Here is a 25623-nt window from a genome sequence, read left to right as displayed (position 1 = left end):
CGCGAAGCCGCCTGGGACCGCCTCGAAGCCGAATATGACAAGGAAGCCCGTGTCGAGGGCACGATCTTCGGCCGCGTCAAGGGCGGCTTCACCGTCGATCTCGGCGGCGCCGTTGCCTTCCTGCCCGGCAGCCAGGTCGATATCCGCCCGGTTCGCGACGTCACCCCGCTGATGGACATTCCGCAGCCGTTCCAGATCCTGAAGATGGACCGCCGCCGCGGTAATATCGTCGTCTCGCGCCGCGCGGTGCTCGAAGAGACGCGCGCCGAACAGCGCAGCGACCTGATCCAGAGCCTCACTGAAGGCCAGGTGATCGAGGGCGTTGTCAAGAACATCACCGATTACGGCGCGTTCGTCGATCTCGGCGGCATCGACGGCCTGCTCCATGTCACCGACATGAGCTATAAGCGGATCAACCATCCGTCGGAAATGGTGAACATCGGCGACAAGGTCACCGTGCAGATCGTCCGCATCAACCGCGAGACGCAGCGCATCAGCCTCGGCATGAAGCAGCTCGAAACCGATCCGTGGGAAGGCGCTTCGGCCAAATATCCGGTCGACGCACGCTTTACCGGGCGGGTCACGAACATCACCGAATATGGCGCGTTCGTCGAACTGGAATCGGGCATCGAAGGCCTTGTCCATGTGTCCGAGATGAGCTGGACCAAGAAGAACGTCCATCCGGGCAAGATCGTCTCGACCTCCGAGCAGGTCGAGGTCGTCGTTCTGGAAGTCGACGAAGAGAAACGCCGGATCAGCCTGGGCCTGAAGCAAGCCCAGGACAATCCGTGGGACAGCTTCGCCGAGCGCTATCCGGTCGGCACCGAAGTCGAAGGCGAAGTCAAGAATGCCACCGAATTCGGCCTGTTCATCGGTCTCGACGGCGATGTCGACGGCATGGTCCACATGTCGGACATCAGCTGGGGCGTTTCGGGCGAAGAAGCGCTGGACCTGCATCACAAGGGCGAGACGGTCAAAGCCGTCGTCCTCGATGTCGATCCCGAGAAGGAACGCATCAGCCTCGGCATCAAGCAGCTTGAGCGTGGCGGCGCGACGACCGACAGTGGCGATCTGCGCAAGGGCAAGGTCGCGACCGTCACCGTGCTCGATGTCCGCGATGGCGGCCTCGACGTGCAGGTCGGCGACGATGGCCCGACCGGCTTCGTCAAGCGCGCCGATCTCGGCCGCGACCGCGACGAGCAGCGTCCGGACCGTTTCCAGGTCGGCCAGAAGTTCGACGCGATGGTCGTCGGCTTCGATCGCTCCAAAAAGCCGAACTTCTCGATCAAGGCGCTGCAGGTTGCCGAAGAGAAGCAGGCCGTGAAGCAATATGGTTCGACCGATTCCGGCGCGAGCCTTGGCGACATTCTCGGGGAGGCGCTCAAGCAGAAGGACGGCGACGAGAAATAGGCTCGTTGCCTCACCGCTTGGCGAGCAAAAACCAGGCCCGCGACTCGCAGCGCCGGATCGTCCGGTAACGCGAGTCGCGGGCCTCTTTTTTTGGCGATCCGTCTCAAATTGCTACGGAATCATGCGATATTGTGCCCATTCCGCCGTGAATCTGGATGGCTCGCCTTGAAAAAGTTACGAAACCGGAACATTACCGAAGTGTGCTGACCGTAAGCGTGAAGATACATGCGCGGCGGCGCTGCAATGACAAAAGTCATGCATCTGTGTCGCAACAATTGGCCTTTGGGGGAATGCCATTATGATCCGATCCGAACTGATCCAAAAGATCGCGGCGGAAAATCCGGAACTTTCGACCAAGGACATCGAGCGCCTTGTGAACTGCTTCTTTGACGCCATCACCACCCAGTTGGCCGATGGCGGCCGCGTCGAACTGCGCGGCTTCGGCGCGTTTTCGACGCGCGAGCGCAAGGCCCGTATCGGCCGTAATCCGCGCACCGGAGAATCTGTGCACGTGCCCGCAAAGCGCGTGCCTTATTTCAAGCCCGGCAAGGAAATGCGCGAGCGTCTGAACGTCTGACACGCGCGCATTTGCGCTTGTAACGGCAGGCCAGTTCGGCCACCCCTTCGGCGCATGCGGACGTGGCGAAACCGGTAGACGCTGCAGACTTAAAATCTGCTTCCCGTAAGGGAGTGCGGGTTCGAGTCCCGCCGTCCGCACCAGATTCAGGCAGTCTGCTGCAGTTGTAACGCCGCCGGCGCCGTCGGGTCGAGATAATCGTCATACCAGATAGGCGGCAGCGCGTCGGCATCTCTCAGCCATTCTTGGACGGCCTCGTGCGCGAGTATGGTCTCGAACCAGTTTCGGGTCAGCGGCCATGCTGCGAGATCGGGCGCATGGCGCGACAGCCTGATCGCGGCGGGTGTATGCGAGAAATCCGCGAGCGACACTTGGCCAAAAAGGTACGGACCGCCGCTGTCATGCAGCGCATGCTCCCACACCGCGAACAGTCTTCCGCATTCGGCGATCTCCACAGCGTTCAAGGAGCGTTTCCGGTGATAAAACGCGCTTTCAAAACTAATGCGCGCGCAAATGTCAGAAAGGCCGGAATGCTGCCAAGCAACGAGCGATCGCGCCCTTGCCCTTAGCGCCATATCAACCGGCAGCAAGCGACCGCCGCTGAAATCGTTTGCGAACTCCATGATCGCAAGCGAATCGAATATTACGGCGCTTTCCGTCACGAAAACCGGGACACAAGCGGGTGGCGAGAAGCGTCCTACATCGGCGAGATTGGTAAAGCGCTGCGGTCTGCGAATATCGACAACGCGTTCGTCGAACGCATAGCCAGCCTCTCGAAGTGCAAGCCAGGCGCGCATGGCCCAGCTCGAAGCATTTTTCGTTCCCGAATACAGAATCGGTTTCGCCGTCATTCCATCTTTCACCTTTCGACCCAGTTCGCTATTATTTTCATAGCGCGCTATCTTTTTAATAGCAACATGGAAGATGGGAAATGGTTGAAATTCCGCGACCCGGCCAAGCCGTCAGAGGATCCAGAAGCGGGGCGCCAATCATGGCCCTCTTCGACCTTCTTGGTCGTGGCTGGGCCATGGGGATATTGTGGACCTTGGCCGAGATTGGTCCGGCAACCTTTCGCAAACTTCAGGACAAGTGCGAAACTATCTCGCCTGGCGTTCTGAATACTCGCCTGAGAGAGTTGCAGACAGCGCGGCTCGTCGAACGCACTGACGCGGGGTATATCGTTTCTCCGCTCGGTCTCGCCGTTTATGATGCACTCGTTCCGCTGGGCGAGGTTGCAAAAGACTGGGCAAAACTGCTCGATCAAGAAATCTGAGGGGCACCGCGAGACGCGAAGGTCAATGATATGTCATAAAGCCGTGGCATGTTATGCTTACGTTGATCGTCGCTTCTCATAATAGGTCCCGTCATGACTCTGTCTCGCCGCGCTTTCCTTCGATACGGACAGGCCGCCGGCCTCTTCTATTCGGCCGCCGCGCTCGGCGGTTTGTCCGCAGTGGCTGCGTCCGCACAGCGGCCGACCAGCCTGACGGCAGACCCGGAAGGGCTGCTCGATCTGCCGGACGGCTTCGCCTATTCGGTCGTGTCGCGTACGGGCGACACGATGGCCGACGGTTTCTTCCGGCCCGGCCGGCCCGACGGCATGGCCTGTTTCGCCGATCCGACGAGTGCTGATCGCTGCATCCTGATGCGCAATCACGAAATCTGGCCGGATACGACCCATGGCAGCCCGTTCGGAACGAGTAACGAGCTGCTCGGCCGCGTGCCCGACGGCCGGCTCTACGGCCTGAAACCGGACGGCAGCCCGTTCTACGGCGGCGTTAGCAAGGTCATCTACGATATGCGCGCGGGCCAGCTCGTCGAGGACTATCTCGTACTGATCGGGACCTCGGCCAATTGCGCGGGCGGGCGCACGCCCTGGGGGTCCTGGCTGACCTGCGAGGAATCGATGCGCAAGCCGCCCGAGGAAGCCCAGCGCTATCACGGCTTCGTGTTCGAAACGCCTTCCGCCTCTACCGGTCTGATCGAGCCCGTGCCGCTGACCGCCATGGGCCGCTTCGTCCATGAAGCGGTGGCCGTCGATCCCGATACGGGCATCGTCTATCTGACCGAGGATAGCCGCACCGGCCTTTTCTACCGTTTCCTCCCCGACACGCCCGGCGAGTTGCATCGCGGCGGGCGGCTGCAGGCGCTGGCGATCCGCGAATGGCCGTCGGCCGTTACCAGCAACTGGCCGCGCGACTGGGGCGGCGCCGGGCTCGGCACGATCGAGCAGGGCCGGTCGTTCGCCGTCGACTGGATCGATCTCGACAATGTGGAATCGCCCGATGCCGACCTGCCCGATCGCGGCTATGCGGCGGGCGCGGCGCGCTTCTATCGCGGCGAAGGCATGGATTATGGCCGGAGGCCGGACGGCAGCGGCGGCGACGTTTTCTTCACCTGCACGCAAGGCGGCGTCCAGCGCGCCGGGCAGGTCTGGCAATACAGCCCGAGCGCGGCCGAAGGCCAGAGCGGCGAAGCGGCCGATCCGGGCACGCTCACCCTGGTCTACGAGTCCCCGGGCGCCGATGCGCTCGACATGTGCGACAATATCGCAGTCGCGCCATGGGGCGACCTGATCCTGTGCGAAGACGGCCAGAACGAGAATTATCTGCGCGGCCTGACGCCCGGCGGACAGATCTACGATCTCGCGCGCAACGCCCATGCGGACAAGAGCGAATTCTGCGGCGCCTGTTTCTCGCCGGACGGGCAGATCATGTTCGTCAATATCCAGGAACCCGGCATCACGCTCGCCGTGACCGGGCCGTGGGAAACGCTGCGCGCCTGAACCGGCGCTTGGTATCGGCCGCCGGCCTCGCCTAGACTGGTCCGGTGAACCTGTTGCGCGCGATATTCTTGCTTTGGGCGCTTGCACTCGCGGGCTGCGGCGGCGAAGTCGCGCGCCCGCCGCCCGACGATGTCCTGGTGCGGCTGGCCGATGACGAGATCAAATCGCTGGACCCGCACGCCGTATCCGACCTCGCCTCGCTGCGCGTCGCCGCCGACCAGTTCGAGGGGCTGACACGCTATATGGCCAGTGGCGAGATCGAACCGGGATTGGCGGAAAGCTGGACGGTGTCGGAAGACGGGCTGGCATGGGAGTTTGTGCTGCGGCCTGACCTCACCTTTTCCGATGGCGAGCCGATCGCCGCGCCGCTGTTTGTGGCCGTCTTCGACCGGCTGCGCGATCCCGCCACCGCCGCGCCGACCGCCTCGCTGTTCGACGCGATCGCCGCAGTGGACGCCCCCGCACCCGACCGGGTGCGCATCGCCCTCGCCTATCCCTATCCAGCGCTGCTCGAACTGCTCGCCCATCCGGCGATGGCCGCACTGCCCTTGCATCGAATTGCCGATGCCGGCGACGGCTGGACGAGCGAACGGCCGCTCGTGACCTCGGGCCCCTATCGCCTGACCGACTGGACCCTGAACGACCGGGCGCTGCTCGAGCGCAACCCGCGCTGGCATGAAGGCCCGGCGCCGATCGCCACCATCGAATGGCGACCGGTCGACGACAGCCTGACCGCGATGCGGATCTTCCTGGTGGGCGGCGCGGATATCGCGGGCGAGTTTCCGGCGACACGCCTCGCATGGCTGCAGGCGAACCGGCCCGATGCGACGCGCATCGCGCTCTATAACGGCGCCTATTATTTCGCCTTCAACACGCGCGAGCCGCCTTTCGACGATGCCCGCGTTCGGCGTGCGCTGAGCCTTGCCGTGGATCGGCGCTGGATTTCGGACGAACTGCTCGCCATCGGCACGGCGCCGGCTTGGGGGATCATCCCGCCGGGACTGTCGGGCCTCGATCCGATCCGGCCCGGCTGGGCGGACCGGCTGCTCGAGGATCGACGCGCCGAGGCACGGCAACTGCTGGAAGACGCAGGCTACGGTCCAGACAATCCGCTCGCGTTCGATATCCGCTTCAACAGCACCGCCGAGCATCGGCGCGTCTCCGTCGCGCTCGCCGCGATGTGGGAGCCGCTCGGCGTCGAGGCACGATTGTTCAACAGCGAGGCGACGTTGCACTTCGCGGCCCTGCGCCGCGCCGATTTCGCGCTCGCCCGCTCCGGCTGGATCGGCGACATCGCGGCGCCGGAAAACTTCCTCGCCGTGCATCGGTCTGACGCCGGGGCGATCAATTATTCGGGCTATGCGAGCCCCGCTTATGACGCTGCGCTCGATGCTGCGCTGGCCGAGCCCGATCCCGTTCGACGGGCGGAGCGGATGCGCGCAGCCGAGGCGATATTAGTCGCGGACGCGCCGATCCTACCCATCTATTTCTATGTGAGCCGCGCGCTCGTGAGCCCGCGCGTTTCGGGTTGGATCGACAATCCCGCCAATGTCCATCCGAGCCGCACGCTGCTACTCTCCGCACCGCAATGATCCGCGCCGCGCTTCCGATTCTCGCCCTCCTGTTCGCCGCCTGTACCGAGGGCGAAAGCGCGGGACCGCTGCGCGTCGACATGATCGGCGAACCGACGGCGTTCGATCGGCCATTGGCCGCCCTGCCCTCGCGCTCCGACGCGCTGCTGCTCAACGCGACGGCGCAGGGCCTCGTTCGCTTCGACGAGGAAGGACAGATCGAGCCTGCGATAGCGCAGCGCTGGATCGTGCTCGACGAGGGCCAAACCTATGTCTTCCGGCTCAACGCGCTGACCTGGGACGACGGCACGGCGGTTACCGCGCGGCAGATCGCCCAACAGCTCCGTAATGCGCGGCGCAACAGCCGGCTCGCTCCGCTGCTCGCCGATATTGAGGCGATCGAGGCCGTGACGCCCCAGGTCATCGAGATCAACCTGTCGCGCCCGCGGCTCGATTTCCTGCAATTGCTCGCCGCGCCGGAACTGGCGATGCGCGTCGAGAATGTCGGTCTGGGGCCATTCGTCTTTGCGGATGGCTATGCACCGGACGGCGAGATGGTCTTGCTCGCGCCGCGCCGCGAACCGCCCGAGGACGAGGACGGTGAGATCGTCGCCCCGCCGCCCATCGCGCCGAGCGAGACTGTCGAACTGCGCTTTCGCGACGCGGCGCGGGCCGTCGCGCGGTTCGATACCGGCCGTGCCGATGTCGTGATCGGTGGCACCTGGCCGACGCTCGTCTATGCCGAAGCGATCCAGCCGAATTCGGCGCGGCTGCAACTCGATCCGGTCGACGGGCTGTTCGGGCTGGCGGTCGTCGAGCAGACGGGTTTTCTCGCCTCGCCGCAAAATCGGGAGATTCTCTCGCTGGCGGTCGATCGCGGACAGCTTGCCGGCCTCTTCGGCGCCGAACGCGCGGAAGCCCGGCTCGCCATCGTCTCGCCGGACGCGCAAGGTATGGCCGTGCCCGTCGGTCCGCCCTGGGCGAACAGTACGATGGAACTCCGCCGCGCCTTCGCCCGCGAGGCGGTCGCCAATTGGCGCGCGGCGAACGGCGATATCGCCCCGCTGCGCATCGCCTTGCCCGACGAGACCGGCAGCCGCGTCATATTCGCTGTCCTGCGGACCAACTGGGCGGCGGTCGGCGTGCCCGTCGAACGCGTGGCGTGGGAAGACGACGCCGATCTGCGCCTGCTCGACAGAGTCGCGGCGACCGAGAGCGCGATCTGGTTTCTCGAACAGTTTCGCTGCAATCGCGGGCTACCGTGCAGCGATACCTATGCCGAGCTGCTGGATCAGATTAGCGACGCGCCATCGGAGCGCGTTCGTGCGATCCGCGTCAGCGAGGCGGCGACGGAATTGCAGGGCATCACGCCCTTCATTCCCCTGCTGCGGCCGATACGCTGGGCGCTCGTCTCGCAACGGGTCACCGGCTTCACGCCGAACCGGTTCGCCAGCCACCCGCTCGACCGGCTGGCGCCGCCTAGCTAATTCGCCGCCGGCTACCTACATAGACCGTAAGAAGAACTGCGCCGATTGATCGTAATCGGCGTAATCACAAAGGGTTACGTATGGCTTTTAATTCCGATAATCTGGACCGTATCGCCGATAGATTTCCCGAGATCGGGCGCGATCCGGCGTCCGTGCGGCAGCGGATCGAGGCCATGGAAGCGCTGCTGGAGCGCGGCTTCACCATGCCCGTTATCAACCGGGAATTCGGGCTCGATTTCATTCTCGGCCTCATCCCGGTCGTCGGCGACGTGATCGCCGCAGCAATGGGTACGTGGCTGGTCTGGGAAGCCCGCAATCTCAACATGTCGAAATGGAAGATCGCCCGGATGTTCGGCAATATCGGCGTCGATCTCGCGGTCGGTGCCGTGCCCTTTATCGGCGACGCTGCCGACTTCGTGTTCCGTTCCAACACGCGCAACCTCAGGATCATCCGCAAGCATCTCGACAAGCATCATCCCGAAACGATGGTGATCGAGGGCGAGGTTGCGCGCTAAGCGCCACCCCGCCAAATCCTGAGCCGCTCGTTCGAACGGGCTCCCCGCTGCCAGCGCGGGCAACGTTGCGGACGGAAATTCCGCGCGAGGCATATCCGCACCTCCGTCAGCCAACCCCGCGCATTGCTCTGCACGCGAACCATGTCCGGCGAAATGCCGCGATTGGCGGCGGCGAACGCGCGCGCGAACTGGCCGACCGTGAGCGGGCGGCGCGAGAGCGCGTTCATGTCCGGATAGCGGATCGCGCGATAGAGGATCGTGCCCGCGCGCAGATAGCGAGCCGGGTCGCGCGTCATGCAGCTGCCATGCTTCGCCCATTCGCGCTGGATCAGGCTTACCGAAGGCGTCGTGCACAGATGCTCGCGGACGAGCGCACGCGGCAGCGCCGTCACCGGGCGGCACCATTGCGGCCAGCGCGGCCCATTCGTTTCGGGCCAGAGACCGTGCAGGATGAAGCCGAACCGCCCGGCCCCGCCATTGGCGATCCCGCCGCACTGCATGCGATGCCGCCGGTCGCCGCGCCGCGTCCGGCAGAATTCGGGCGACCAGCTCAGCGCCAGTATATGCCGCGTGACCGGCGTCACGCGCCGCTCGCCCGACGGGATCGGAACCGCACGCGGTGCTTCGATCCTGTCGGGTACGCGGCATTCGCGGGCCTGGGCGTGAACGATCGACGGCAGCAGGAGCAGCGCCACGGCGACCGCCCATAGCCGCATCAATCGATCTCGGCGAAATCGAGGCCGATATCGGCGGCAGGCGCGGATTGGGTTAGCCGGCCGACGGAAATGAAATCGACGCCGGTCTTGGCGATCTCGTTGATACTATTCAGCGTTACCCCGCCCGAGGCTTCGGTCGCGGCGCGATCGCCGATCAGCTTCACCGCATGGCGCAGCATTTCGGGCGGCATATTGTCGAGCAGCAGGTGCGTCGCGCCGGCCTCGAGCGCCGGCTCTATCTGGTCGACCCGGTCGACCTCGACGATGACATCGGCGATTCCGGCCTCGACGGCACGGCGCACGGCCTCGCCCACGCTGCCGGCCACCGCCACATGGTTGTCCTTGATCATCGCCGCATCCCAAAGGCCCATGCGATGATTCCGCGCGCCGCCCATCCGCGTTGCATATTTTTCGAGCGCGCGAAGCCCGGGGATCGTCTTGCGCGTATCGAGCAAGGTCGCGCCCGTCCCCGCAATCTCGTCGACATAGGCGCGCGTCATGGTCGCGATGCCGGAAAGGTGCTGGATCGTGTTGAGCGCCGAGCGTTCGGCGGTCAGCATCGCACGCGCGCGGCCGGTCAGTCGCATGAGATCGGTTCCCGCCGGTACGCTGTCGCCGTCCGCAGCCCGCATCTCGATCTCGACTTCCGGATCGAGCGCGCGGAAAAAGGCCTCCGCGATCGGCAGACCGGCGACGACGATCGCATCCCGGCTGTCCATTGCGCCGCGAAACCGCGCGGTTTCGGGGATAACGGCTGCCGACGTGATGTCCCCACCCTCGCCCAGATCCTCGGCAAGCGTAGCCGCGACGAAGGCGTCGAGATCGAACCGGTCCAGCGTAAAGCTCATGACCCGCGTTTCTCCATGGCTTCGGCGAAGCTGTCAAACCGCTCGTTAAGCCGGTCCATGGACGGCCCTTCGAGCACCGTCTTCGCCTGTTCGACCAGTAACAAACCTTCGCCGAGCAGCATCTCGCGCCGGCGCTGCGAGCGCGTCATCGGCGCGATCGACGCCAATGCGTCGAGGAATTTGAGCGACGCCATAGCGCTCCCCGCCACCGACGCCCGCATCGCGGAAAAGCTCCGGTTGAGGTAATGCTCGAAATCGTCGTCGAGCGGCTGCACGCGATTGCGGTCATAGCTGTCCTGCTCGGGCCCGCGATCCAGATTGCGGGCGGCCAGCTCCGCCATCGCTGCGCTCAGCCAGTGTATCGCCGTGATCGCCGTGAAAGGATCGTTGATCCCGGGAGACAAGGCGCGCAGCGCTATCTCCACGAGTTCGTCGATCAGATGTTCGAGATCCTGTGTCGCCGTGCGCATACCGCCGGTCACGAAACAGTCGCGGATCGCCTTGGCGAGATCGTCGTCCGGTTCCGCCTCGCCGATCTCGGCGAGCGGCACGCCACGATGGACGAAATCGCCAGTGCGTCGGCGGAGCGCAATCCGGCCGCCCGCCTTTTCGGCGATCCGGCCCAGCGTTTCGAAATCGATGATCTCGAGATAGCCGTCGCTTTCGGCGAATACCGGTTTGCCGCCGCATGGCTCGCGTGGCTCGCGCTTGCCCTCTTCTTCCGGAAAGCGCGTCTTGATGTCGCGGATCAGGCGTTCGCCAATGCCTTGCAGCACCGTATTGATGCGGATGCCGGCCGGAATATGATGGAGGAAATAGACGAGCACCGCGACCGATCCGATCGCCATCACCGTCGCCACGAGCAGCGATAGTTGCGGCGTGAAGCCCGGCAGCGCGGTGGCGGCCGCATCGGCGGCATTGGCCGGGCGCTCATCCTCGCTGCGCACCACGCGCAGCACCATCAGCGCGTAAACGAAGGTGGCGATGAAGGTGCCAAGCGAGAGCTGGTTACCGCGATCTTCCATGAAGTTGGTGAGCAGGCGCGGCCCGTAATTGCCGGAGGCATAGGCGACGGCCGCGATGGTGATCGAAAAGACGGTCGCGGCGACGCCGATCATCGAGCCCGCGATCACGGTGAGCACCGTGCGCGCGCCTTCCGGCCGCGCCGGCTCCAGCCAGGGTAAAGTGGTCAGCCACTCCGCCGCGCCGATCCGATCGACATAGACGGTGACGAAGGACAGGAAGAAGGCGATGAGCGAAAACAGCGCCGGGAAGAACCAGTAGCTCGCGTTGATGCTGAGCCAGAGCGAGCGGAGACGCGCGATCATTTCGCCTCGGACGAAGAAGTGAGCGGCAAAGGTGAATGCACGGTCAGCGCTGGCTTTCTGCAATGGCATCCTGGAAAGCGCGTCTTGCCATCAGACGATCGAGATAAGCAACCGTCTTGGGGTGCGCATCGGTCAGCAGGCCGAGCATCTTCGCCGACCAGAGGGTGAAGCCCATCATCACATCGGCGGCGGTGAACGCGCCCCCGGCAAGATAGGGATGCGCGCTGACAGTGGTTTCGACCTTGCCGAACGTCTGATCGGCCGTTCCGCGCACCGCATCGATGATCGCGCGATGCTGCTCCGCGTCGTCGCGGTACAGGGTCAGCCACACGATGGTGTTGATCGCGTTCGCCGCCGTCCCTTCGGAAAAATGCAGCCAGTGCAGATAGGCGGGACGTTCGGGCGCGCCGATCGCCGGTTCGAGCCGGCCTTCCCCGTAATTTTCCAATATGTACTGAACGATGGCACCGGATTCGGACAGGCCGATATCGCCATCCTCGAGATAGGGGAAATTGCCGGCGGGCGTGTCTTGCGCAAAGCCCTTGTCGCCGTCCCGATTGAAGGCGACGCGGACGATTTCATGCGGAAGCGCGAGTTCTTCGAGCAGCCATTTGATCCGGATCGAGCGCGTCAGCGGTGCAAAATGCAGCCTCAGCATTATTGCGCGCCAGCGGCCTCCGGATCGCCGACATCGCCCTGCCCGACCGTCCGTCCGGCCATCTCCAGCATCCTGTCGAGGCTTTTCTTCGCCTCGAGGCGCAGCTCTTCGTCGAGCTCGATCCGCGGTTCGAGATCGCGGAGCGCGGCGTAGAGCTTCTCCATCGTGTTCAAGGCCATATAGGGGCAGATGTTGCAGTTGCAGTTGCCGTCCGCGCCCGGCGCGCCGATGAAGTTCACCTCGGGCAGCGCCTTTTCCATCTGGTGCATGATATGCGGTTCGGTCGCGACGATCACGGTGTCGCTCTCGGTTTCCTTCGCCGCCTTCAGGATCGAACTGGTCGAACCGATATGGTCGGCATGATCGAGGATCGCAGCCGGGCATTCGGGATGGGCGAGCACGGGCGCGCCCGGATGCTTGGCCTTGAGCTTCAAGAGTTCGGTCTCGCTGAACGCCTCATGGACGATGCAGACGCCCGGCCAGAGCAGCATGTCGCGGTCGTACTTGCGGTTCAGATAGCCGCCGAGATGCTTGTCGGGCGCGAAGATGATCTTCTGATCGCGCGGGATCTGTTCGAGAATCGTTTCGGCCGAGGACGAGGTGACGATGATGTCGGAGAGCGCCTTCACCGCCGCCGAGCAGTTGATATAGGTCAGCGCGATGTGATCCGGGTGTTCCTCGCGGAACGCCTTGAACTTGTCGGGCGGGCAGCTGTCTTCGAGGCTGCAGCCCGCGTTGAGATCGGGCAGCACTACGATCTTTTCGGGCGACAGGATTTTCGCCGTCTCGGCCATGAACTTCACGCCGCAAAAGGCGATGACATCGGCATCGGTATTCGCCGCCTTGCGCGAGAGATCGAGGCTGTCGCCGACGAAATCCGCAATATCCTGGATTTCCGGATCCTGATAATAATGGGCGAGGATCACGGCGTTGCGCTCCTCGCGTAGCCGGTTGATCTCTTCCTTGATATCGACCCCGGCGAGCGATCCGCCAATGCCCTTGCGTGCGTCCATGATTCTGCTCCTCTGGGATCATATAGGAACTCGGCGGGCGAATGTCTCGCCGCCGCATCCTGTCGTGCGGAAAAGGCAATCGCCGATCCGATGATACGGATTTTCGCCCAAAGTTGACAAAGTAGACGCACAGCGATGCTTTGGCGCGTAATATAATTTCCTACAAAGGGAGACGCGGAGCGGGCGACTCACCCGCAATGTTCCTGACAGGGCTTTTCCAACATTGAAAGCGCCCGCCGCGGAAGCCTAGCGCGACTCCGGCAGATGCGCGACGATCCGCAGCGGCCCGCCGCTGCCGCCGCGTATCTTCATCGGCAGGGCGATCACGGTCGCGCCGAGCGGCGGAAGTTGATCGAGGCCAGCGACATTCTCGAACCCCGGAATGTTGTCCGCAAACAGGATGCGATGCACCATGAAATCCTGCGTCTGGCCGTAATCGAGACTGGGCGTGTCGAGGCCGACGGCGCGGATCTCGCGTTCGTCCACGAGAAACTGCGCGAGTTCCGGCGACAGGCCGGGGAAATGCAGTTGGCTCACGGCCGCCTCCCCGCGCTCGGCGGTGCCCATATAGGCTTCGGCATCGGGCCAGAAGCGCGCATAGCCGGTATGGAACAGCAGGATCGCGCCATCGGGCAGCCGGCCGTGCACGGCCTCCCAGTCGAGCACGTCCTGTACGGTGAACTGATAGTCGCGGTTCGCGAGGGCCGATTCCGATACGTCGACCACCGCTGCCGGGCCGATCAGATTCTCCAGCGGGATTTCGTCGGTCGTCTGCGCGCCCTCGAAAAAGTGGATCGGCGCATCGAGGTGCGTGCCGCCATGTTCGGAGGTCACGATATTATAGGCGCTGTAATACCAGCCGCCCTCCGTCTCGCCCTCGAACACCGTGTCGTGCCGGAACGGATTGGCGGTCGGCCAGAATACCGAATCCTCGGAAAGATCATGGGTCAGATCGATCCACCGGTCATCGGCGAACGAAGCGGGCGACGGCGCGGGCGCGGTCGCGCAGGCGCCGAGCATCAGGGCAAGGATGGGAATAACGGTCGTACGGATCATTGCAGCTTCTCCCTATTTTAGACGCCCCAACGCTCCGAACTCTATTGCTGCTCCCGCCGCATCTCGCCCAGCACATCGCGTGAGCGATCCATCTGGTTGGGGTTGACCTCGTTGCGGAATTGGGCGCGGACCGTGGCGTCGATCCCGGCGGCGCGCAGCGGCAGCTCGAAATTATTTTCGACCGCGCGGCGGGCCGCGTCCTGCGCCAGCCGCATCGTCGGCCCGGCGCGCGCCTGGCGCATCAGCGAGCGCTGCCCCTCGGCGCGGTTGGCCGCGTCCAGCGCCTCTTCCGCATCGGTCACGGCGATCAATATGCCGCCATCGTCATATTCGCGGATCGCATCGATATCGATATCCGGATCGGAGATGGTGAGATCGGGCATGGTGACGGTCAGCGTGTTCGTCGACGCGTCCCAATCGACATCGTCATCGCCGAGCGCGCTGAGATCGAGCTCGTACCGCACATTGCCCGGCATGATCAGCGTCTTGCGCGCCGACAGGCCGAAGCGGCGCTGCGTCGAGGTGATCACCGCCACGAAGCGCGCCTCGAACGGGATGAGGACATTCTGTTCGCGCAGGCCTTCGAGACTCGAACTGGCGATCGTTTCCGGATCTGGCCCGCCACCGAAGATGCTGCGCGTGATGCTGCCGACGCCGACGACGAACACCGTGACGATCAGCGCGAAGGCGAGCAGGCAGCCGAGCGCGAACCATTTGCCCGAACCCTGCCGGATCATGATCACCGGCGGCTCGCGGGGCGGCGGCCCGTTGGGTCCGCCGGGCGGGTCGATTTCTATGCGGCTGTCTTCGACCATGTATCGCCGTTTTCCTCGACCATGCCGCGGTCGCGCAGGTCGATCAGATGCGCGAGGACCGAGCGGCCGGCCGCGCCGTGCAGTCGCGGATCGATGCCCTTGTACATTTTCTGCACCATTTCCGGGATCGCCGTCAGGCCGTCGTCGATCGCGCGCAGGATCTGGCCCTCGCGCTGCTTGCGATGGCCCATCAGGCCGCGCGTATAGCGGCGCGCCTTCTGGATCGGTTCGCCATGCGCCGGATAGTAGAGCGTCTCCTCGCGCTCCAGCAGCTTGGCGAGGCTTTCCATATAGGCCTTCATGTCGCCGTCGGGCGGCGCGATCACGGTCGTCGACCAGCCCATTATATGATCGCCGGTGAAGATCGCCTCGGCCTCGTGCAGCGCGAAACAGAGATGGTTGGACGTGTGGCCGGGCGTCGCAACCGTTTCCAGCGTCCAGCCGTCGCCGGACAGGATTTCGCCGTCTTCGAGAACGCGGTCGGGCGCATAGCTCTTGTCGAACGCCGCATCGGCGCGCGGGCCGCCATCCTCGATCGCCAAAAACGCGCAGCCGGCGATCTCCGCGCCCGTTGCCTCTTTCAGCGGCGCGGCGCCCGGACTGTGATCGCGATGGGTATGGGTGCAGACGATGTAGCGGATCGTCTCGCCCTCGGTCCCGGCGAGGATGGCGTCGATATGCCGTTTATCCTTCGGGCCCGGATCGATGACCGCGACATCGCCATGGCCGACAATGTAGGTCTGCGTGCCGGTATAGGTGAAGGGCGACGGGTTGGGCGCCAGCACGCGGCGCACCTGCGGATGCAGGTCCATCGTCACGCCGGTCGGCATTTCTTCGGGCATGGCCATGCGCCCCATGTGGCAAGTTGGCGCGCATCGCGAAAGGGTCGGATGCAAAAAAGGCGCGGAAACGCCGTTCCGCGCCTTTTCGGTGAAAAGCTGGGACCCTAGCGGCTCAGGCTGGCGATGCTCGCGTCGAGCCCGGCGAGGACGTCGGCGCGCACGGCCTCCGGCACATCGGCATCGGCGGCGACCTCGGCCCGGGCTTCGCGCAGCCCTTCGAGCGCGCTACTGCGGGCGTCTGCAACCACGCGGTCACGGCAAATCATCAGCCGCACGCGCTCGCGCCCCGTCGCCGGATCGATACTCTCCTCGCTATGCACGACCTCGCCGCTCGCATGGCACTGCTCCACCGTCTGGATATCCGGGATCATCGCGCGGATTTCGGCTTCGCTGGGGACCATCGCACGGATTTCCGCCTCATTGGGCACCATCGCACGGATTTCCGCCTCACTGGGGACCATGGCCCGGATTTCGGCTTCGCTCGGGATCATGGCGCGTATCTCCTCGGCGCTGGGCACCATTGCGTCGATCTCTTCAGCGCTAAGATAATGCCCATCATGATCCGCGTGCGCCGCGGCGGAACCGCTGACGCCGGACGCCGCCAGCGCCAGCCCGGCGCCAAACGCCAAGAGGCCGGTCGTACGGCGGGAAGGTGCGGAAAAAGTCATGCCAAATCTCCTGTAATGTACGACAGACTTCGTAATCCACGGGCGTCGCCGAGTAAACGACAGGTGTCGTGTTTAGTCGACGGATGACGGTCGATTGTCGAAATCTCTTACAGTCCTGCAGATGGTTAACGGGCCGCACACCATCGAAACCGCCGATTTCCGCGATTACGCCAAAACTGGCACGGCGGGTGCATGGTATAGGGCGTTCCATACCCACATACCCCCGATGAGGGACGGGTTAGCCGGCTTCACTGGTCTCGCGCTAACCCGTCCCCTCATACCCCCAAAATCAGGAAAACGAGCGGCGCCGCTTCAGCGCGTCCAGTTCTTGTGCAGGATTTCTGCCGTTTTCTCGTCGGCCGGGAAGAAAGCCTCGATCGCCAGCTCCGACAGCGTGATATCGACCGGCGTCCCGAAAATCGTGATCGTGCCGATGAAGGACAGCCGCCCGACCGTCGTATCGAGAATCAGCGGCACCCAGATCCGGTCCGGGTCGGCGGGGGGCGGATCGTAATCGCTTTCGTGCGGATAGGCGGCGACCTCCTCGCGCAGGGCGATCAGCCCTTCGTCGGCCGTCGCGGCGATCTGCTGGTCGAGCTGCTCGAGAACATGGGCGTGCCATTCGTCGATATTGACGACTTGCGGGGCAAGGCCATCGGGATGCAGCGCGAGCTTGATCGCGTTCATCGGCGGCTCGAGCAGCGCGCTGCCGATCTGCTCGGTAAAGAAGCTGATCGCATCGTTCGTCGCGACGATGTTCCAGTGCCGGTCAACGGCGATCGCCGGATAGGGCTCATGGCCCTTCAGGATATGCTGGACGGACTGGCGCGCGAGCGCCATCGCCGGATCGTCGAGCGTCCGCTCGCCATGACGCGGCGCGAAGCCGGCCGCGGTCAGCATGCCGTTGCGCGCGCGATAGGGCACGTCCAGCCGCTCGGCGAGCCGGTCTATCGTGCCCGTGCTGGGCTGTGAGCGCCCGGTTTCTATGAAACTCAAATGCCGCGGCGAGATATCGGCTTCGAGCGCCAATTGCATCTGGCTCAGCCGCCGCCGCTCCCGCCACTGCCGGATCTGCTGTCCTACCGCCACCGTCGCCATCGGCTCGCTCCTCATCTCTGTCTGCGTGCAGATTAATCCGGGCGGCGCCGCAATTCCATTACCCGCAAGGTAATCGACTTGGCGCCGCGACGGGCGGATCATCGGCGACATCCAACGGACAGGAGGATCACATGACTGTCGATTTTGCCAAGAAAGTGTTTCTGGCCGACGCCATAGTCTGCGCGTTGACCTTTGCCGGCTGCGTTTTCGCAACGCAGACGATTGCCGCCGATACCGGACTCGGGACCGGAATCGTGACAGCCGCGGGCTGGATCTGCCTCGGCGCTGCCGGAATCTGGGCGTGGCTCGGCACGCGCGCGCAGCCGCCGGTGCTCATCTGCTGGCTGGCGATATTCCTCAATATCGACTGGATCATCGCGAGCATCGTGGTGTTCGAGCTCGAATATGCGACGCTCACCGCCTATGGCCGCGTGCTCATTCTCGCTCAGGCGGCCGGCGTGCTCGGCTTCGTGGTCCTGCAGATCATGGGAGTCCGCGCAATCGGCCGGCAGCGGCTGGCCACAGCCTAGCCGATCGCATTAAGGCGAAGGGCGTTACTCGGCCGCGGCCGCCTTGACGCCCTTTTCCTGCATCAGCGACTGGAGCTCGCCGGCTTCGTACATTTCCATCATGATGTCCGAACCGCCGACAAATTCGCCCTTCACATAGAGCTGCGGGATGGTCGGCCAGTCGGAATATTCCTTGATACCCTGGCGCACTTCCATGTCCTGCAGCACGTCGACGCTCTCGAAGGTGACGCCGCAATGTTCGAGGATCGCGACCGCGCGGCTCGAAAAACCGCATTGCGGGAAGAGCGGGGAGCCCTTCATGAAGAGGACGACGTCATTGCCTTTGACGGTTTCGTCGATCCGGGCCTGGGCGGCCGCATGGCTTGCTTCGGACATTTCAGAATACTCCTATTCGGGTGCGGCGGTCGTGAGCTGGAGCGCGTGTAGCTCTCCGCCCATACGGCCTTTCAGTGCCGCATAGACCGCCTGATGCTGTTTGACGCGCGATACCCCCCGGAAACTTTCGGACACGACCTTGGCCGCGTAATGATCGCCATCGCCGGCGAGATCGGTGATCTCGACCGTCGCATCCGGAATCGCGTCCCGGATCATGGCTTCGATATCGGCGGCGGCCATCGGCATGACTGTGTTGCCCTTCGCGCCTATTCCATCGCTTCGATGAGCTGGCGGCGCGCTTCGATCGTCATCTCTTCGAGCTTGGCGCGCACGGCGGCATCGTCGACATCCTGATCGGCGGCGACGAGATCGCCCACGACCTTGCGGATGACGTCTTCGTCGCCGGCTTCCTCGAAATCGGCCTGTACGACCGCCTTGGCATAGGCATCGGTTTCTTCGGCCGTCAGGCCCATCAGACCCGCCGCCCATTCGCCGACCAGACGATTACGCCGGGCATTGATGCGGAACAGCATCTCCTGGTCGTGCGCAAACTTGTTTTCGAACCCTTTTTCGCGGTCCTTGAAATCGGCCATGAACGTCTCTCCCCGACGATTGTCTCCACAAATTCGCAGATAGGAAGGCCAAGCCCTCCATGCAACGCTTTGCTTTAGTCGGCGATTTTGACGACCAGTTTGCCGATCGCCTTGCGCGCGCCCATCTTGGCGATGGCTTCGCCGCCCTTTTCGAACGGAAAGACTTCGGTAACGCGCGGCGCGATCTTGCCCGCTTTCCACCAGTCGAACAGCGTGGCGATATTCGCGCGGTTATGCTGCGGATCGCGGGCAGCGAACGCCCCCCAGAACACGCCGCGCACGTCGCACGACTTCAGAAGCGTCAGATTGAGCGGCAGCTTCGGAATACCGGCCGGAAAGCCGATCACGAGATACCGCCCTTCCCAGGCGATCGAGCGCAGCGCCGGTTCGCAATAGTCGCCGCCGACCGCGTCGTAGATGACGTGCATGCCCTCGGGTCCGGCCACTTCCTTGAACTGCGCGGACAGCGCTTTCTGCGCGTCGCGGTCGAGCGGGCCGCGATCGTAGATGATCGTCTCGTCCGCGCCGATATCGCGCACGGCCGCCGCCTTTTCCTCGCTAGACACGGCACCGATCACGCGCGCACCCATCGCTTTGCCGATCTCGACGGCCGCCATGCCCACGCCGCCGGCCGCGCCAAGCACGAGCAGATTCTCGCCCTCCTTGAGCTCGCCGCGATCCTGCAAGGCATGGATCGTCGTGCCGTAGGTCAGGATCATCGCCGAGCCGTCTTCGAAACTCACATCGTCTGGCAGCTTGAAGGCGCTCGTTGCTGGCGTGACGATATATTCGGCGAGCCCGCCATTGCCGCACATGGCGAGCACCCGGTCGCCGACGGCGAAATCGGTGACGCCCTCGCCCACCGCATCGATCACGCCCGACACCTCGCCGCCCGGCGCGAAGGGCCGTTCCGGTTTGAACTGATACTGGTCGATGATGATCAGCACGTCCGGATAGTTGATCGCGCAGGCCTTCACCGCGACCCGGACATGGCCCGGCTTCACCTCCGGCATATCGATCTCGCCAATCTTGAGCGTTTCAGGACCGCCGGTTTCGTAGGACAGCAAGGCTTTCATGAATTCGACTCCTGCAAGAATTGCGTGCTCCTGCGAAGGCAGGAGCCCAGGGCTGTAGGCCGGATCGCTTGCGGCTCTAGGCTCCTGCCTTCGCAGGAGCACAAAGACGAATCAAGCGGGGCCGGGCGCAAGCCACGGCTTGTCCGCCGCGACCTTGTGTTCATACGCGCTGATCGCGTCGCTGCTCTCCAGCGTCAAGCCGATCTCGTCGAGCCCGGCGAGCAGGCAGGATTTGCGGAACGGATCGATGGGAAATTCGAAGCGATCCTGAAACGGCGTCGTCACGACCTGATTATCGAGATCGACGGTGATCGGATCGGTCGCGGCGACTTCCATCAGCCGGTCGACAGCGTCCTGCGGCAGCTCGACGGTCAGGATGCCGTTCTTGAAGGCGTTGCTGGAAAAAATATCCGAAAAGCTCGGCGCGATGACGACGCGCACGCCCATATCGTCGAGCGCCCATGCCGCATGTTCGCGGCTCGACCCGCAGCCGAAATTGTCGCCGGCGATCAGGACCGGCGCGCCCGCATATTCCGGATCGTCGAAAACGTTGCCATCCTCGGCGCGCACGACCTTGAACGCGCCCTCGCCCAGCCCTTCCCGGCTGATGGTCTTCAGGAATTCGGCCGGGATGATGACGTCCGTATCGACATTCTTCCGGCCGAACGGATAGGCGCGGCCCTCGACCTGTTTGAACGGCTCCATCAGCGCGCGGATTCCGGGAATGCCGGCAGGCGGTCGAGATCGCCCGGATCGTGCTGGATCACGATCATCGCATCGAGCGCTTCGTCGATCTGCGTGAAGCGCTCCATCGAGGCGAGCGTATCGGCGCGATCGGTATTGAAGCGCGGCACGCCCTCATTCTCGATCTGCTCGCGGAAATGATAGAGATCGCCGGTCAGCAGCACATTGCCGGTTTCGGGCAGGCGCACGAGCAGCGAACTATGCCCGGGCGTATGGCCCGGCATGGCGAGGATGACGACGCTGCCATCGCCGAACACATCGTGATCGCCGGAAAAATCCGTGATCGTGCCGCCGCCTTCGAGCCAGGACGCCAGGATTTGCGCCGATTGCGGATTGGCGCCTTCTCTCAGCGCGGCAATATCCCGCGCGTTCAGCAGGAGCGTCGATGCCGCAAAGTCCGGCGCCTGGCCGACATGATCGAAATGGTGGTGGCTGAGGCCGAGAAAATCGACATCCTCGACCGCGACACCGATCTCCGCGAGCTGGCTCGCCATGTTGCGCTCGAGCGAAACGGTGAAGACCCCCTGCGTCATCGGGCCGTCGATCAGCGCCGAGGGCAGCCCCGCATCCCAGAGCAGATGGCGATCGCCATTGCGGATAAGATAGCAGCTGTTGGTGAACGTCCCTTCGCGCCCTTCGTAGAGATAGCCGTCCGAAAAGGCGTCGAGATTGCTGATCGCGATGGCGCCGCAATCGAGCCGCCACATTTCGATATCCGGCGTTTCCGCCTCCTGCGCCTGTGCAGCGAACGGCATCGCTATCGCCGCGACGGCCATGCCTAAACTCTTCCATCCCCTCATCCCATCATCTCCCTGATATCGGTAAGCTTGCCCGTCACCGCCGCAGCCGCCGCCATGGCCGGCGACACGAGATGCGTGCGCGCCCCCGGACCCTGCCGGCCGACGAAATTGCGGTTCGAGGTGGACGCGCAACGCTGACCGGGCGGCACCTTGTCCGGATTCATGCCGAGGCACATCGAACAGCCGGGCTCCCGCCATTCGAAGCCCGCTTCGATAAAGATGCGATCGAGCCCCTCTGCTTCCGCCTGCGCTTTCACGAGCCCCGAACCCGGTACGACGAGCGCCTGCTTGATCCCCTCGGCGATCCTGCGGCCCTTGGCGACCTCGGCCGCGGCGCGCAGATCCTCGATCCGGCTGTTTGTGCAACTGCCGATGAAAATATTGTCGACCGCGACGTCCTGCATCCGCTGGCCCGGCGTCAGGCCCATATAGTCGAGCGATTTGGCAGCTGCGGCGCGCTTCGATTCATCGGCAAAGCTGTCGGGATCGGGCACGCTGCCCGTGATCGGGACGACATCTTCGGGGCTCGTGCCCCAGGTGACGTTCGGTGCGATATCGGCGGCGTCCAGCGCTACCTGCGTATCGTATCGCGCGCCATCGTCCGTCGGCAACGTCTTCCAATATTCGACGGCCGTATCCCAATCCGCGCCGTGCGGCGCCATCGGGCGCCCGTTCAGATAAGCGAAGGTCTTCTCGTCGGGCGCGATCAGCCCGGCGCGCGCGCCCGCCTCGATCGACATGTTGGACACGGTCAACCGTCCCTCGATGCTCATGTCGCGGATCGTCGAGCCGGTATATTCGATGACATGGCCGGTGCCGCCCGCCGCGCCGATCTTGCCGATAATCGCGAGCACGACATCCTTGGGCGAAACGCCGAAGCCGAGCGCGCCCTCGACCCGTATCTCCATGCTTTTCGATTGTTTGAGCAGCAGCGTCTGCGTCGCCAGCACATGCTCCACCTCGCTCGTGCCGATACCGAAGGCGAGCGCGCCCAGTGCGCCATGCGCGGCCGTGTGGCTGTCCCCGCACACGAGCGTGCAGCCGGGCAGCGTGAAGCCCTGTTCGGGGCCGACGACATGGACGATCCCCTGTTCGGGCGCGGCATCGTCGATATAGCGGATGCCGAAGGCGGGCGCGTTAGCCTCGAGCGCTTCGAGCTGCTTCGCGGACATCGGATCGGCGATCGGAATGCGGTTGCCCGCGGCATCGCGGCGCGGGGTGGTCGGCAGGTTGTGATCGGGCACGGCCAGGGTGAGGTCGGGCCGCCGCACTTTCCGCCCGGCCGCGCGCAGTCCCTCGAACGCCTGGGGGCTCGTCACCTCATGGACGAGATGGCGGTCGATAAAGACGATGCACGTCCCGTCGTCGCGCCGTTCGACGACATGCGCGTCCCAGATCTTCTCGTAGAGCGTGCGGGGCCGAGTCATGCGCGCATCCCTAACGCGATTCCGCGAGGCTGCAAAAGAAGGATTTCTTTGCCCGGACGTGACCTGCGCCGATTCGGTCCAGCGCAAAGCTGATTCGGTTCGTCGCGAAAGCGCCGCCCGAGCCTGTTATTCGCCGCTTTTCGCGTCGAAAGCGAGAAATCGGGGGCAGACAGTATCGAGTAGGATCGCATCATGAGAAGAATCGCACCCATTGCCGCTTTCGCCGCAGCGTCGCTGGCCGCCGTGCCCGCCCAGGCGCAGGGCGTGCCCTTCGTGCCCGACATCTATATGGGCCTCGAAGTCGGCACCGGCGAACGCAGCCCGAGCCGCTTCGGCGAAGACGGCGACATTATCGGCAGCGACGAAAGCAACGGCGTCGATTATGGCGCGTTCGTAGGCGTGGAACTGCCCGCCTTCCCGCTCGGCTATATGGCCGTCGAAGCGACGATCGGCGATTCCACCGGCGAGACGACCGCGCTGGTGCGCGACGGCACGACCGACCGCGAAGTGACGAGCCAGGCGCGCTTCAACTGGAGCGCGACGGCGCGGCTCGGCCTCGCCCCGCTGCCCGGCCTCGCGGCTTACGGAATAGCGGGCTATGGCGGCGAACAGGTCGACATCACCGTGACCGACATCGCGACGGGCACGCAGTTCGAGCGGGACGATTCGATGGACGGGATCATCTACGGCCTCGGCGCACGCTACATGATCGGCACCGATGTCGGCCTGCGCGCCGAATATCGCCACCGCGAGACCAGCGGCGCCTACGATCCCGAACAGTTCATGATCGGCGCGTTCGTCAGCTTTTAGGGCGTGACGGGTACTTCAGACCCTCAGTGCTGATATCTGGGAATAGTTTACAAGAATGCCGTCAGTCCTGAGCCCGTCGAAGGGCGTCTATCGGCGGAGAAGCGTCCTTCGACGGGCTCAGGACTAACGGAGCGTTACAGCGGCACCACGACACTCAGGCGGCGGCGCTTTCCTTCAGTTCCTCGCGGTGCTGGCGGCGGATTTCCGCCTTCTCCGAAGCGCGCGTATCGGTGAGCAGGACATCGACCTCGCGCTTGTCGTTCGTGATCGCGTCGTCCGTATAGTCGAAGCGCGCAGGATCGGTGATGATCCACTTCATCATCCGCCGCAACCGGAAATAGGTCCTCGCCACGCCGATGGTGATGTAGAGATTTTTGAGGAAATATTTGGGGTAGAAAATGAGCGGGTTTTCGATCGGAAAGCCCGGCCGCCGCTGCTTGCGCCGATAGATGCGCATATAGCCCGATTCGAACTTGGCGACGCCGGCAATGCGGACTGCCTCGCGGAATCCTGTCAGCCGGTTGACCGTCATCTTCTTCTGGTTCGAACCGAGCGCCGCCATCCGCCGGATTATCGTCTCCATATGGTCCCAGCTGTAGAAGCTGCGATGCGCGTCGACATAGGCGCGCTCCCACTCCGCGTCGCTCATCTTGCCGTGATGCGTAACGCGGTGGTTGAGATCGTATTTGTTGAGATCAGGGTCCATCCACTCGCCGGCTTCGTACATCAGCTTGTGATCTTCGCTGCCGGGAAGCGGGGTTAAATAGTTGAGATAAATGGAATCGATCGGCAGCTCGCGCTTGAGCGTCGCGATATCCTGCTGGATGCTCTCATAGCTGTCGTTCGGGAAACCGATGATATAGCCGCAGATGATATAGACCGGATGCTGCTTCCACATCAGGAACATCTCGCGATATTCCTCGACCCGGTTCTGGCGCTTCTTGGCGGCTTCCAGATTGTCGGCGTTGATATTTTCGAGGCCGACGAAAATCTCGTTCACGCCCATCTTCACGCATTTCTCGATAAAGTTCGGAATGCGATGGGCGAGCGTATCGACCTGGATGACGAGCTTGATCGGAAAACCTTCCTCGCGGAGCTTGATCAGCCTGTCGGCAAAGATTTCCCAATTCCTGTTGCGCGCGAAATTGTCGTCGGTGAGCACGAAACGGGTGATGCCCTCGGCCGCGTTGACGCGGATGATCTTTTCCAGATCGTCGGCGGTGCGGAACCGGCTCTTGCGCCCCTGAACGTTGATGATCGTGCAGAAGGAGCATTCGAACGGGCAACCGCGCCCCAGGTCGAAGCTCGAAAAGCCGTTGGTATTGTTCTCGACCTGCTCGCGCGGCAGGAACGGGATCGGCGCGCCGGCGATGTTCGGCGTGTCGTTGAGCCAGTCGTAGATCGGCTTGAGCTGCCCGGCCATCGCATCCTGAAGCACTTCGTCGATCCGCCCGTCCTCGGCCTCGCCGCCGAAAAAGCTGATACCGAGATCCTGTGCCTCGACCAGTTCGGGCGGCAGTTCCTTGAGCATCGACATGCAGCCGGAGACGTGAAAGCCCCCGATGCAGATCGGCAAACCCGCCGCGATGAATTCCTTCGCCATTTCCATCGTCCGCGGGAACTGGTTCGACTGGACGCCGACAAGGCCGATAAAGCCCTTGCCGCCTGCCCGCTCGATATCTTGCGCAATCCGCTTAGGATCGACCTTGGAATGGATCTCGTCGAGGGTATGGACATCGGCCTCCACATCACCGAGTGCCCCGCGTTCCAGCGCATCCTCGACGATGCCCGCCATACAGGCCAGCGAGTTGGACGGCACGATCGAACGCCACCATTGCAGCGGATAGCCGTCGTCATGATAGCGCGTCGGCTTGATCAGAT

Annotated in this window: 28 protein-coding genes and 1 tRNA gene; 10 read left to right on the top strand and 19 right to left on the bottom strand. The window is 63.8% G+C overall.

Annotated features, from left to right (window positions below):
* From ACTS1Z_RS11455 to ACTS1Z_RS11445, 3 genes are all read left to right on the top strand, one after another.
* Nucleotides 1-1410: 30S ribosomal protein S1 (locus ACTS1Z_RS11455; protein WP_442624597.1), on the top strand; the 1410-nt coding region annotated here is incomplete at its 5' end.
* 298 nt (nucleotides 1411-1708) lie between these two features.
* Nucleotides 1709-1987: an integration host factor subunit beta gene (locus ACTS1Z_RS11450; RefSeq protein ID WP_442624596.1), complete on the top strand. Its 279-nt coding sequence runs from the start codon at nucleotides 1709-1711 to the stop codon at nucleotides 1985-1987.
* A 56-nt stretch (nucleotides 1988-2043) separates the two neighbouring features.
* Nucleotides 2044-2130: transfer RNA gene (locus tag ACTS1Z_RS11445), tRNA-Leu, on the top strand.
* A 3-nt stretch (nucleotides 2131-2133) separates the two neighbouring features.
* Here ACTS1Z_RS11445 and ACTS1Z_RS11440 read toward each other — a convergent pair.
* Nucleotides 2134-2838, bottom strand: coding sequence for a glutathione S-transferase family protein (locus tag ACTS1Z_RS11440; RefSeq protein WP_442624595.1), 705 nt, complete (start codon nucleotides 2836-2838; stop codon nucleotides 2134-2136).
* Between the two features lie 140 nt (nucleotides 2839-2978).
* Here ACTS1Z_RS11440 and ACTS1Z_RS11435 point away from each other — a divergent pair, with 140 nt between their 5' ends.
* The 5 genes from ACTS1Z_RS11435 to ACTS1Z_RS11415 all read left to right on the top strand — a co-directional run bounded on the left by ACTS1Z_RS11435 (nucleotide 2979) and on the right by ACTS1Z_RS11415 (nucleotide 8345).
* Entirely contained in the window at nucleotides 2979-3260 is a 282-nt protein-coding gene (locus ACTS1Z_RS11435; protein WP_442624594.1) for a winged helix-turn-helix transcriptional regulator, read from the top strand.
* Nucleotides 3261-3353: 93 nt separating this feature from the next.
* On the top strand, nucleotides 3354-4772 hold the full coding sequence (locus tag ACTS1Z_RS11430) for an alkaline phosphatase PhoX (protein WP_442624593.1): 1419 nt from the start codon (nucleotides 3354-3356) through the stop codon (nucleotides 4770-4772).
* Between the two features lie 44 nt (nucleotides 4773-4816).
* Entirely contained in the window at nucleotides 4817-6364 is a 1548-nt protein-coding gene (locus ACTS1Z_RS11425; protein ID WP_442624592.1) for a peptide ABC transporter substrate-binding protein, read from the top strand.
* Complete coding sequence (locus ACTS1Z_RS11420) at nucleotides 6361-7830, top strand: ABC transporter substrate-binding protein (protein ID WP_442624591.1); 1470 nt, start codon at nucleotides 6361-6363, stop codon at nucleotides 7828-7830. Before ACTS1Z_RS11425 ends, ACTS1Z_RS11420 begins: the two co-directional genes overlap by 4 nt.
* Before the next feature lie 80 nt (nucleotides 7831-7910).
* On the top strand, nucleotides 7911-8345 hold the full coding sequence (locus ACTS1Z_RS11415) for a DUF4112 domain-containing protein (protein WP_442624590.1): 435 nt from the start codon (nucleotides 7911-7913) through the stop codon (nucleotides 8343-8345).
* Here ACTS1Z_RS11415 and ACTS1Z_RS11410 read toward each other — a convergent pair.
* The 10 genes from ACTS1Z_RS11410 to ACTS1Z_RS11365 form a co-directional block, all read right to left on the bottom strand.
* Nucleotides 8342-9061 (bottom strand): ribonuclease T2 family protein, encoded by a 720-nt coding sequence (locus tag ACTS1Z_RS11410; protein ID WP_442624589.1) that lies wholly within the window; start codon nucleotides 9059-9061, stop codon nucleotides 8342-8344. The genes ACTS1Z_RS11415 and ACTS1Z_RS11410 overlap by 4 nt on opposite strands.
* On the bottom strand, nucleotides 9061-9909 hold the full coding sequence (gene nadC / locus ACTS1Z_RS11405; RefSeq protein WP_442624588.1) for a carboxylating nicotinate-nucleotide diphosphorylase: 849 nt from the start codon (nucleotides 9907-9909) through the stop codon (nucleotides 9061-9063). The genes ACTS1Z_RS11410 and nadC overlap by 1 nt, the downstream gene beginning before the upstream one ends.
* Entirely contained in the window at nucleotides 9906-11237 is a 1332-nt protein-coding gene (locus ACTS1Z_RS11400; protein ID WP_442624587.1) for a DUF2254 domain-containing protein, read from the bottom strand. The genes nadC and ACTS1Z_RS11400 overlap by 4 nt, the downstream gene beginning before the upstream one ends.
* 43 nt (nucleotides 11238-11280) lie before the next feature.
* On the bottom strand, nucleotides 11281-11895 hold the full coding sequence (locus ACTS1Z_RS11395) for a glutathione S-transferase family protein (RefSeq protein ID WP_442624586.1): 615 nt from the start codon (nucleotides 11893-11895) through the stop codon (nucleotides 11281-11283).
* On the bottom strand, nucleotides 11895-12908 hold the full coding sequence (gene nadA, locus ACTS1Z_RS11390) for a quinolinate synthase NadA (RefSeq protein ID WP_442624585.1): 1014 nt from the start codon (nucleotides 12906-12908) through the stop codon (nucleotides 11895-11897). The genes ACTS1Z_RS11395 and nadA overlap by 1 nt, the downstream gene beginning before the upstream one ends.
* 246 nt (nucleotides 12909-13154) lie before the next feature.
* Nucleotides 13155-13964: a cyclase family protein gene (locus tag ACTS1Z_RS11385; protein WP_442624584.1), complete on the bottom strand. Its 810-nt coding sequence runs from the start codon at nucleotides 13962-13964 to the stop codon at nucleotides 13155-13157.
* Between the two features lie 41 nt (nucleotides 13965-14005).
* Nucleotides 14006-14779, bottom strand: a complete 774-nt coding sequence (locus ACTS1Z_RS11380) for a DUF4230 domain-containing protein (protein ID WP_442624583.1) — start codon at nucleotides 14777-14779, stop codon at nucleotides 14006-14008.
* On the bottom strand, nucleotides 14758-15627 hold the full coding sequence (locus tag ACTS1Z_RS11375; protein WP_442624582.1) for an MBL fold metallo-hydrolase: 870 nt from the start codon (nucleotides 15625-15627) through the stop codon (nucleotides 14758-14760). The genes ACTS1Z_RS11380 and ACTS1Z_RS11375 overlap by 22 nt, the downstream gene beginning before the upstream one ends.
* Before the next feature lie 98 nt (nucleotides 15628-15725).
* The gene (locus tag ACTS1Z_RS11370) at nucleotides 15726-16289 is read right to left on the bottom strand and encodes a hypothetical protein (protein ID WP_442624581.1); all 564 of its coding nucleotides are present in this window, start codon (nucleotides 16287-16289) and stop codon (nucleotides 15726-15728) included.
* 312 nt (nucleotides 16290-16601) lie between these two features.
* Nucleotides 16602-17387, bottom strand: coding sequence for a helix-turn-helix domain-containing protein (locus ACTS1Z_RS11365; protein WP_442624580.1), 786 nt, complete (start codon nucleotides 17385-17387; stop codon nucleotides 16602-16604).
* 131 nt (nucleotides 17388-17518) lie between these two features.
* Between ACTS1Z_RS11365 and ACTS1Z_RS11360 the strand changes: the two genes are divergently transcribed.
* Complete coding sequence (locus tag ACTS1Z_RS11360) at nucleotides 17519-17917, top strand: hypothetical protein (RefSeq protein WP_442624579.1); 399 nt, start codon at nucleotides 17519-17521, stop codon at nucleotides 17915-17917.
* A 24-nt stretch (nucleotides 17918-17941) separates the two neighbouring features.
* Here the strand turns inward: ACTS1Z_RS11360 and grxD are convergent, their stop codons facing one another.
* The 7 genes from grxD to leuC all read right to left on the bottom strand — a co-directional run bounded on the left by grxD (nucleotide 17942) and on the right by leuC (nucleotide 22932).
* On the bottom strand, nucleotides 17942-18292 hold the full coding sequence (gene grxD / locus ACTS1Z_RS11355) for a Grx4 family monothiol glutaredoxin (RefSeq protein WP_442624578.1): 351 nt from the start codon (nucleotides 18290-18292) through the stop codon (nucleotides 17942-17944).
* Between the two features lie 12 nt (nucleotides 18293-18304).
* Nucleotides 18305-18538, bottom strand: coding sequence for a BolA family protein (locus tag ACTS1Z_RS11350; protein WP_442624577.1), 234 nt, complete (start codon nucleotides 18536-18538; stop codon nucleotides 18305-18307).
* A gap of 20 nt (nucleotides 18539-18558) precedes the next feature.
* Nucleotides 18559-18885: a DUF1476 domain-containing protein gene (locus ACTS1Z_RS11345; protein WP_442624576.1), complete on the bottom strand. Its 327-nt coding sequence runs from the start codon at nucleotides 18883-18885 to the stop codon at nucleotides 18559-18561.
* Between the two features lie 74 nt (nucleotides 18886-18959).
* The gene (locus tag ACTS1Z_RS11340; protein ID WP_442624575.1) at nucleotides 18960-19961 is read right to left on the bottom strand and encodes an NADPH:quinone oxidoreductase family protein; all 1002 of its coding nucleotides are present in this window, start codon (nucleotides 19959-19961) and stop codon (nucleotides 18960-18962) included.
* Between the two features lie 111 nt (nucleotides 19962-20072).
* Nucleotides 20073-20666: a 3-isopropylmalate dehydratase small subunit gene (gene leuD / locus ACTS1Z_RS11335; protein ID WP_442624574.1), complete on the bottom strand. Its 594-nt coding sequence runs from the start codon at nucleotides 20664-20666 to the stop codon at nucleotides 20073-20075.
* Complete coding sequence (locus tag ACTS1Z_RS11330; RefSeq protein WP_442624573.1) at nucleotides 20666-21481, bottom strand: N-acyl homoserine lactonase family protein; 816 nt, start codon at nucleotides 21479-21481, stop codon at nucleotides 20666-20668. Before ACTS1Z_RS11330 ends, leuD begins: the two co-directional genes overlap by 1 nt.
* 20 nt (nucleotides 21482-21501) lie before the next feature.
* Nucleotides 21502-22932, bottom strand: a complete 1431-nt coding sequence (leuC, locus tag ACTS1Z_RS11325) for a 3-isopropylmalate dehydratase large subunit (protein WP_442624572.1) — start codon at nucleotides 22930-22932, stop codon at nucleotides 21502-21504.
* A gap of 192 nt (nucleotides 22933-23124) precedes the next feature.
* Here leuC and ACTS1Z_RS11320 point away from each other — a divergent pair, with 192 nt between their 5' ends.
* The gene (locus ACTS1Z_RS11320; protein ID WP_442624571.1) at nucleotides 23125-23742 is read left to right on the top strand and encodes an outer membrane protein; all 618 of its coding nucleotides are present in this window, start codon (nucleotides 23125-23127) and stop codon (nucleotides 23740-23742) included.
* Nucleotides 23743-23896: 154 nt separating this feature from the next.
* Here ACTS1Z_RS11320 and ACTS1Z_RS11315 read toward each other — a convergent pair.
* Nucleotides 23897-25623 (bottom strand): B12-binding domain-containing radical SAM protein (locus tag ACTS1Z_RS11315; RefSeq protein WP_442624570.1); only part of this gene is annotated, 1727 nt, incomplete at its 5' end.

It is taken from the genome of Parasphingopyxis sp., assembly GCF_052168295.1.
In the GTDB taxonomy this organism is placed as follows: Bacteria; Pseudomonadota; Alphaproteobacteria; order Sphingomonadales; family Sphingomonadaceae; genus Parasphingopyxis.
Note: the sequence above shows the minus strand (reverse complement) of the source record. Positions and strands in the feature narration are given on the sequence as shown.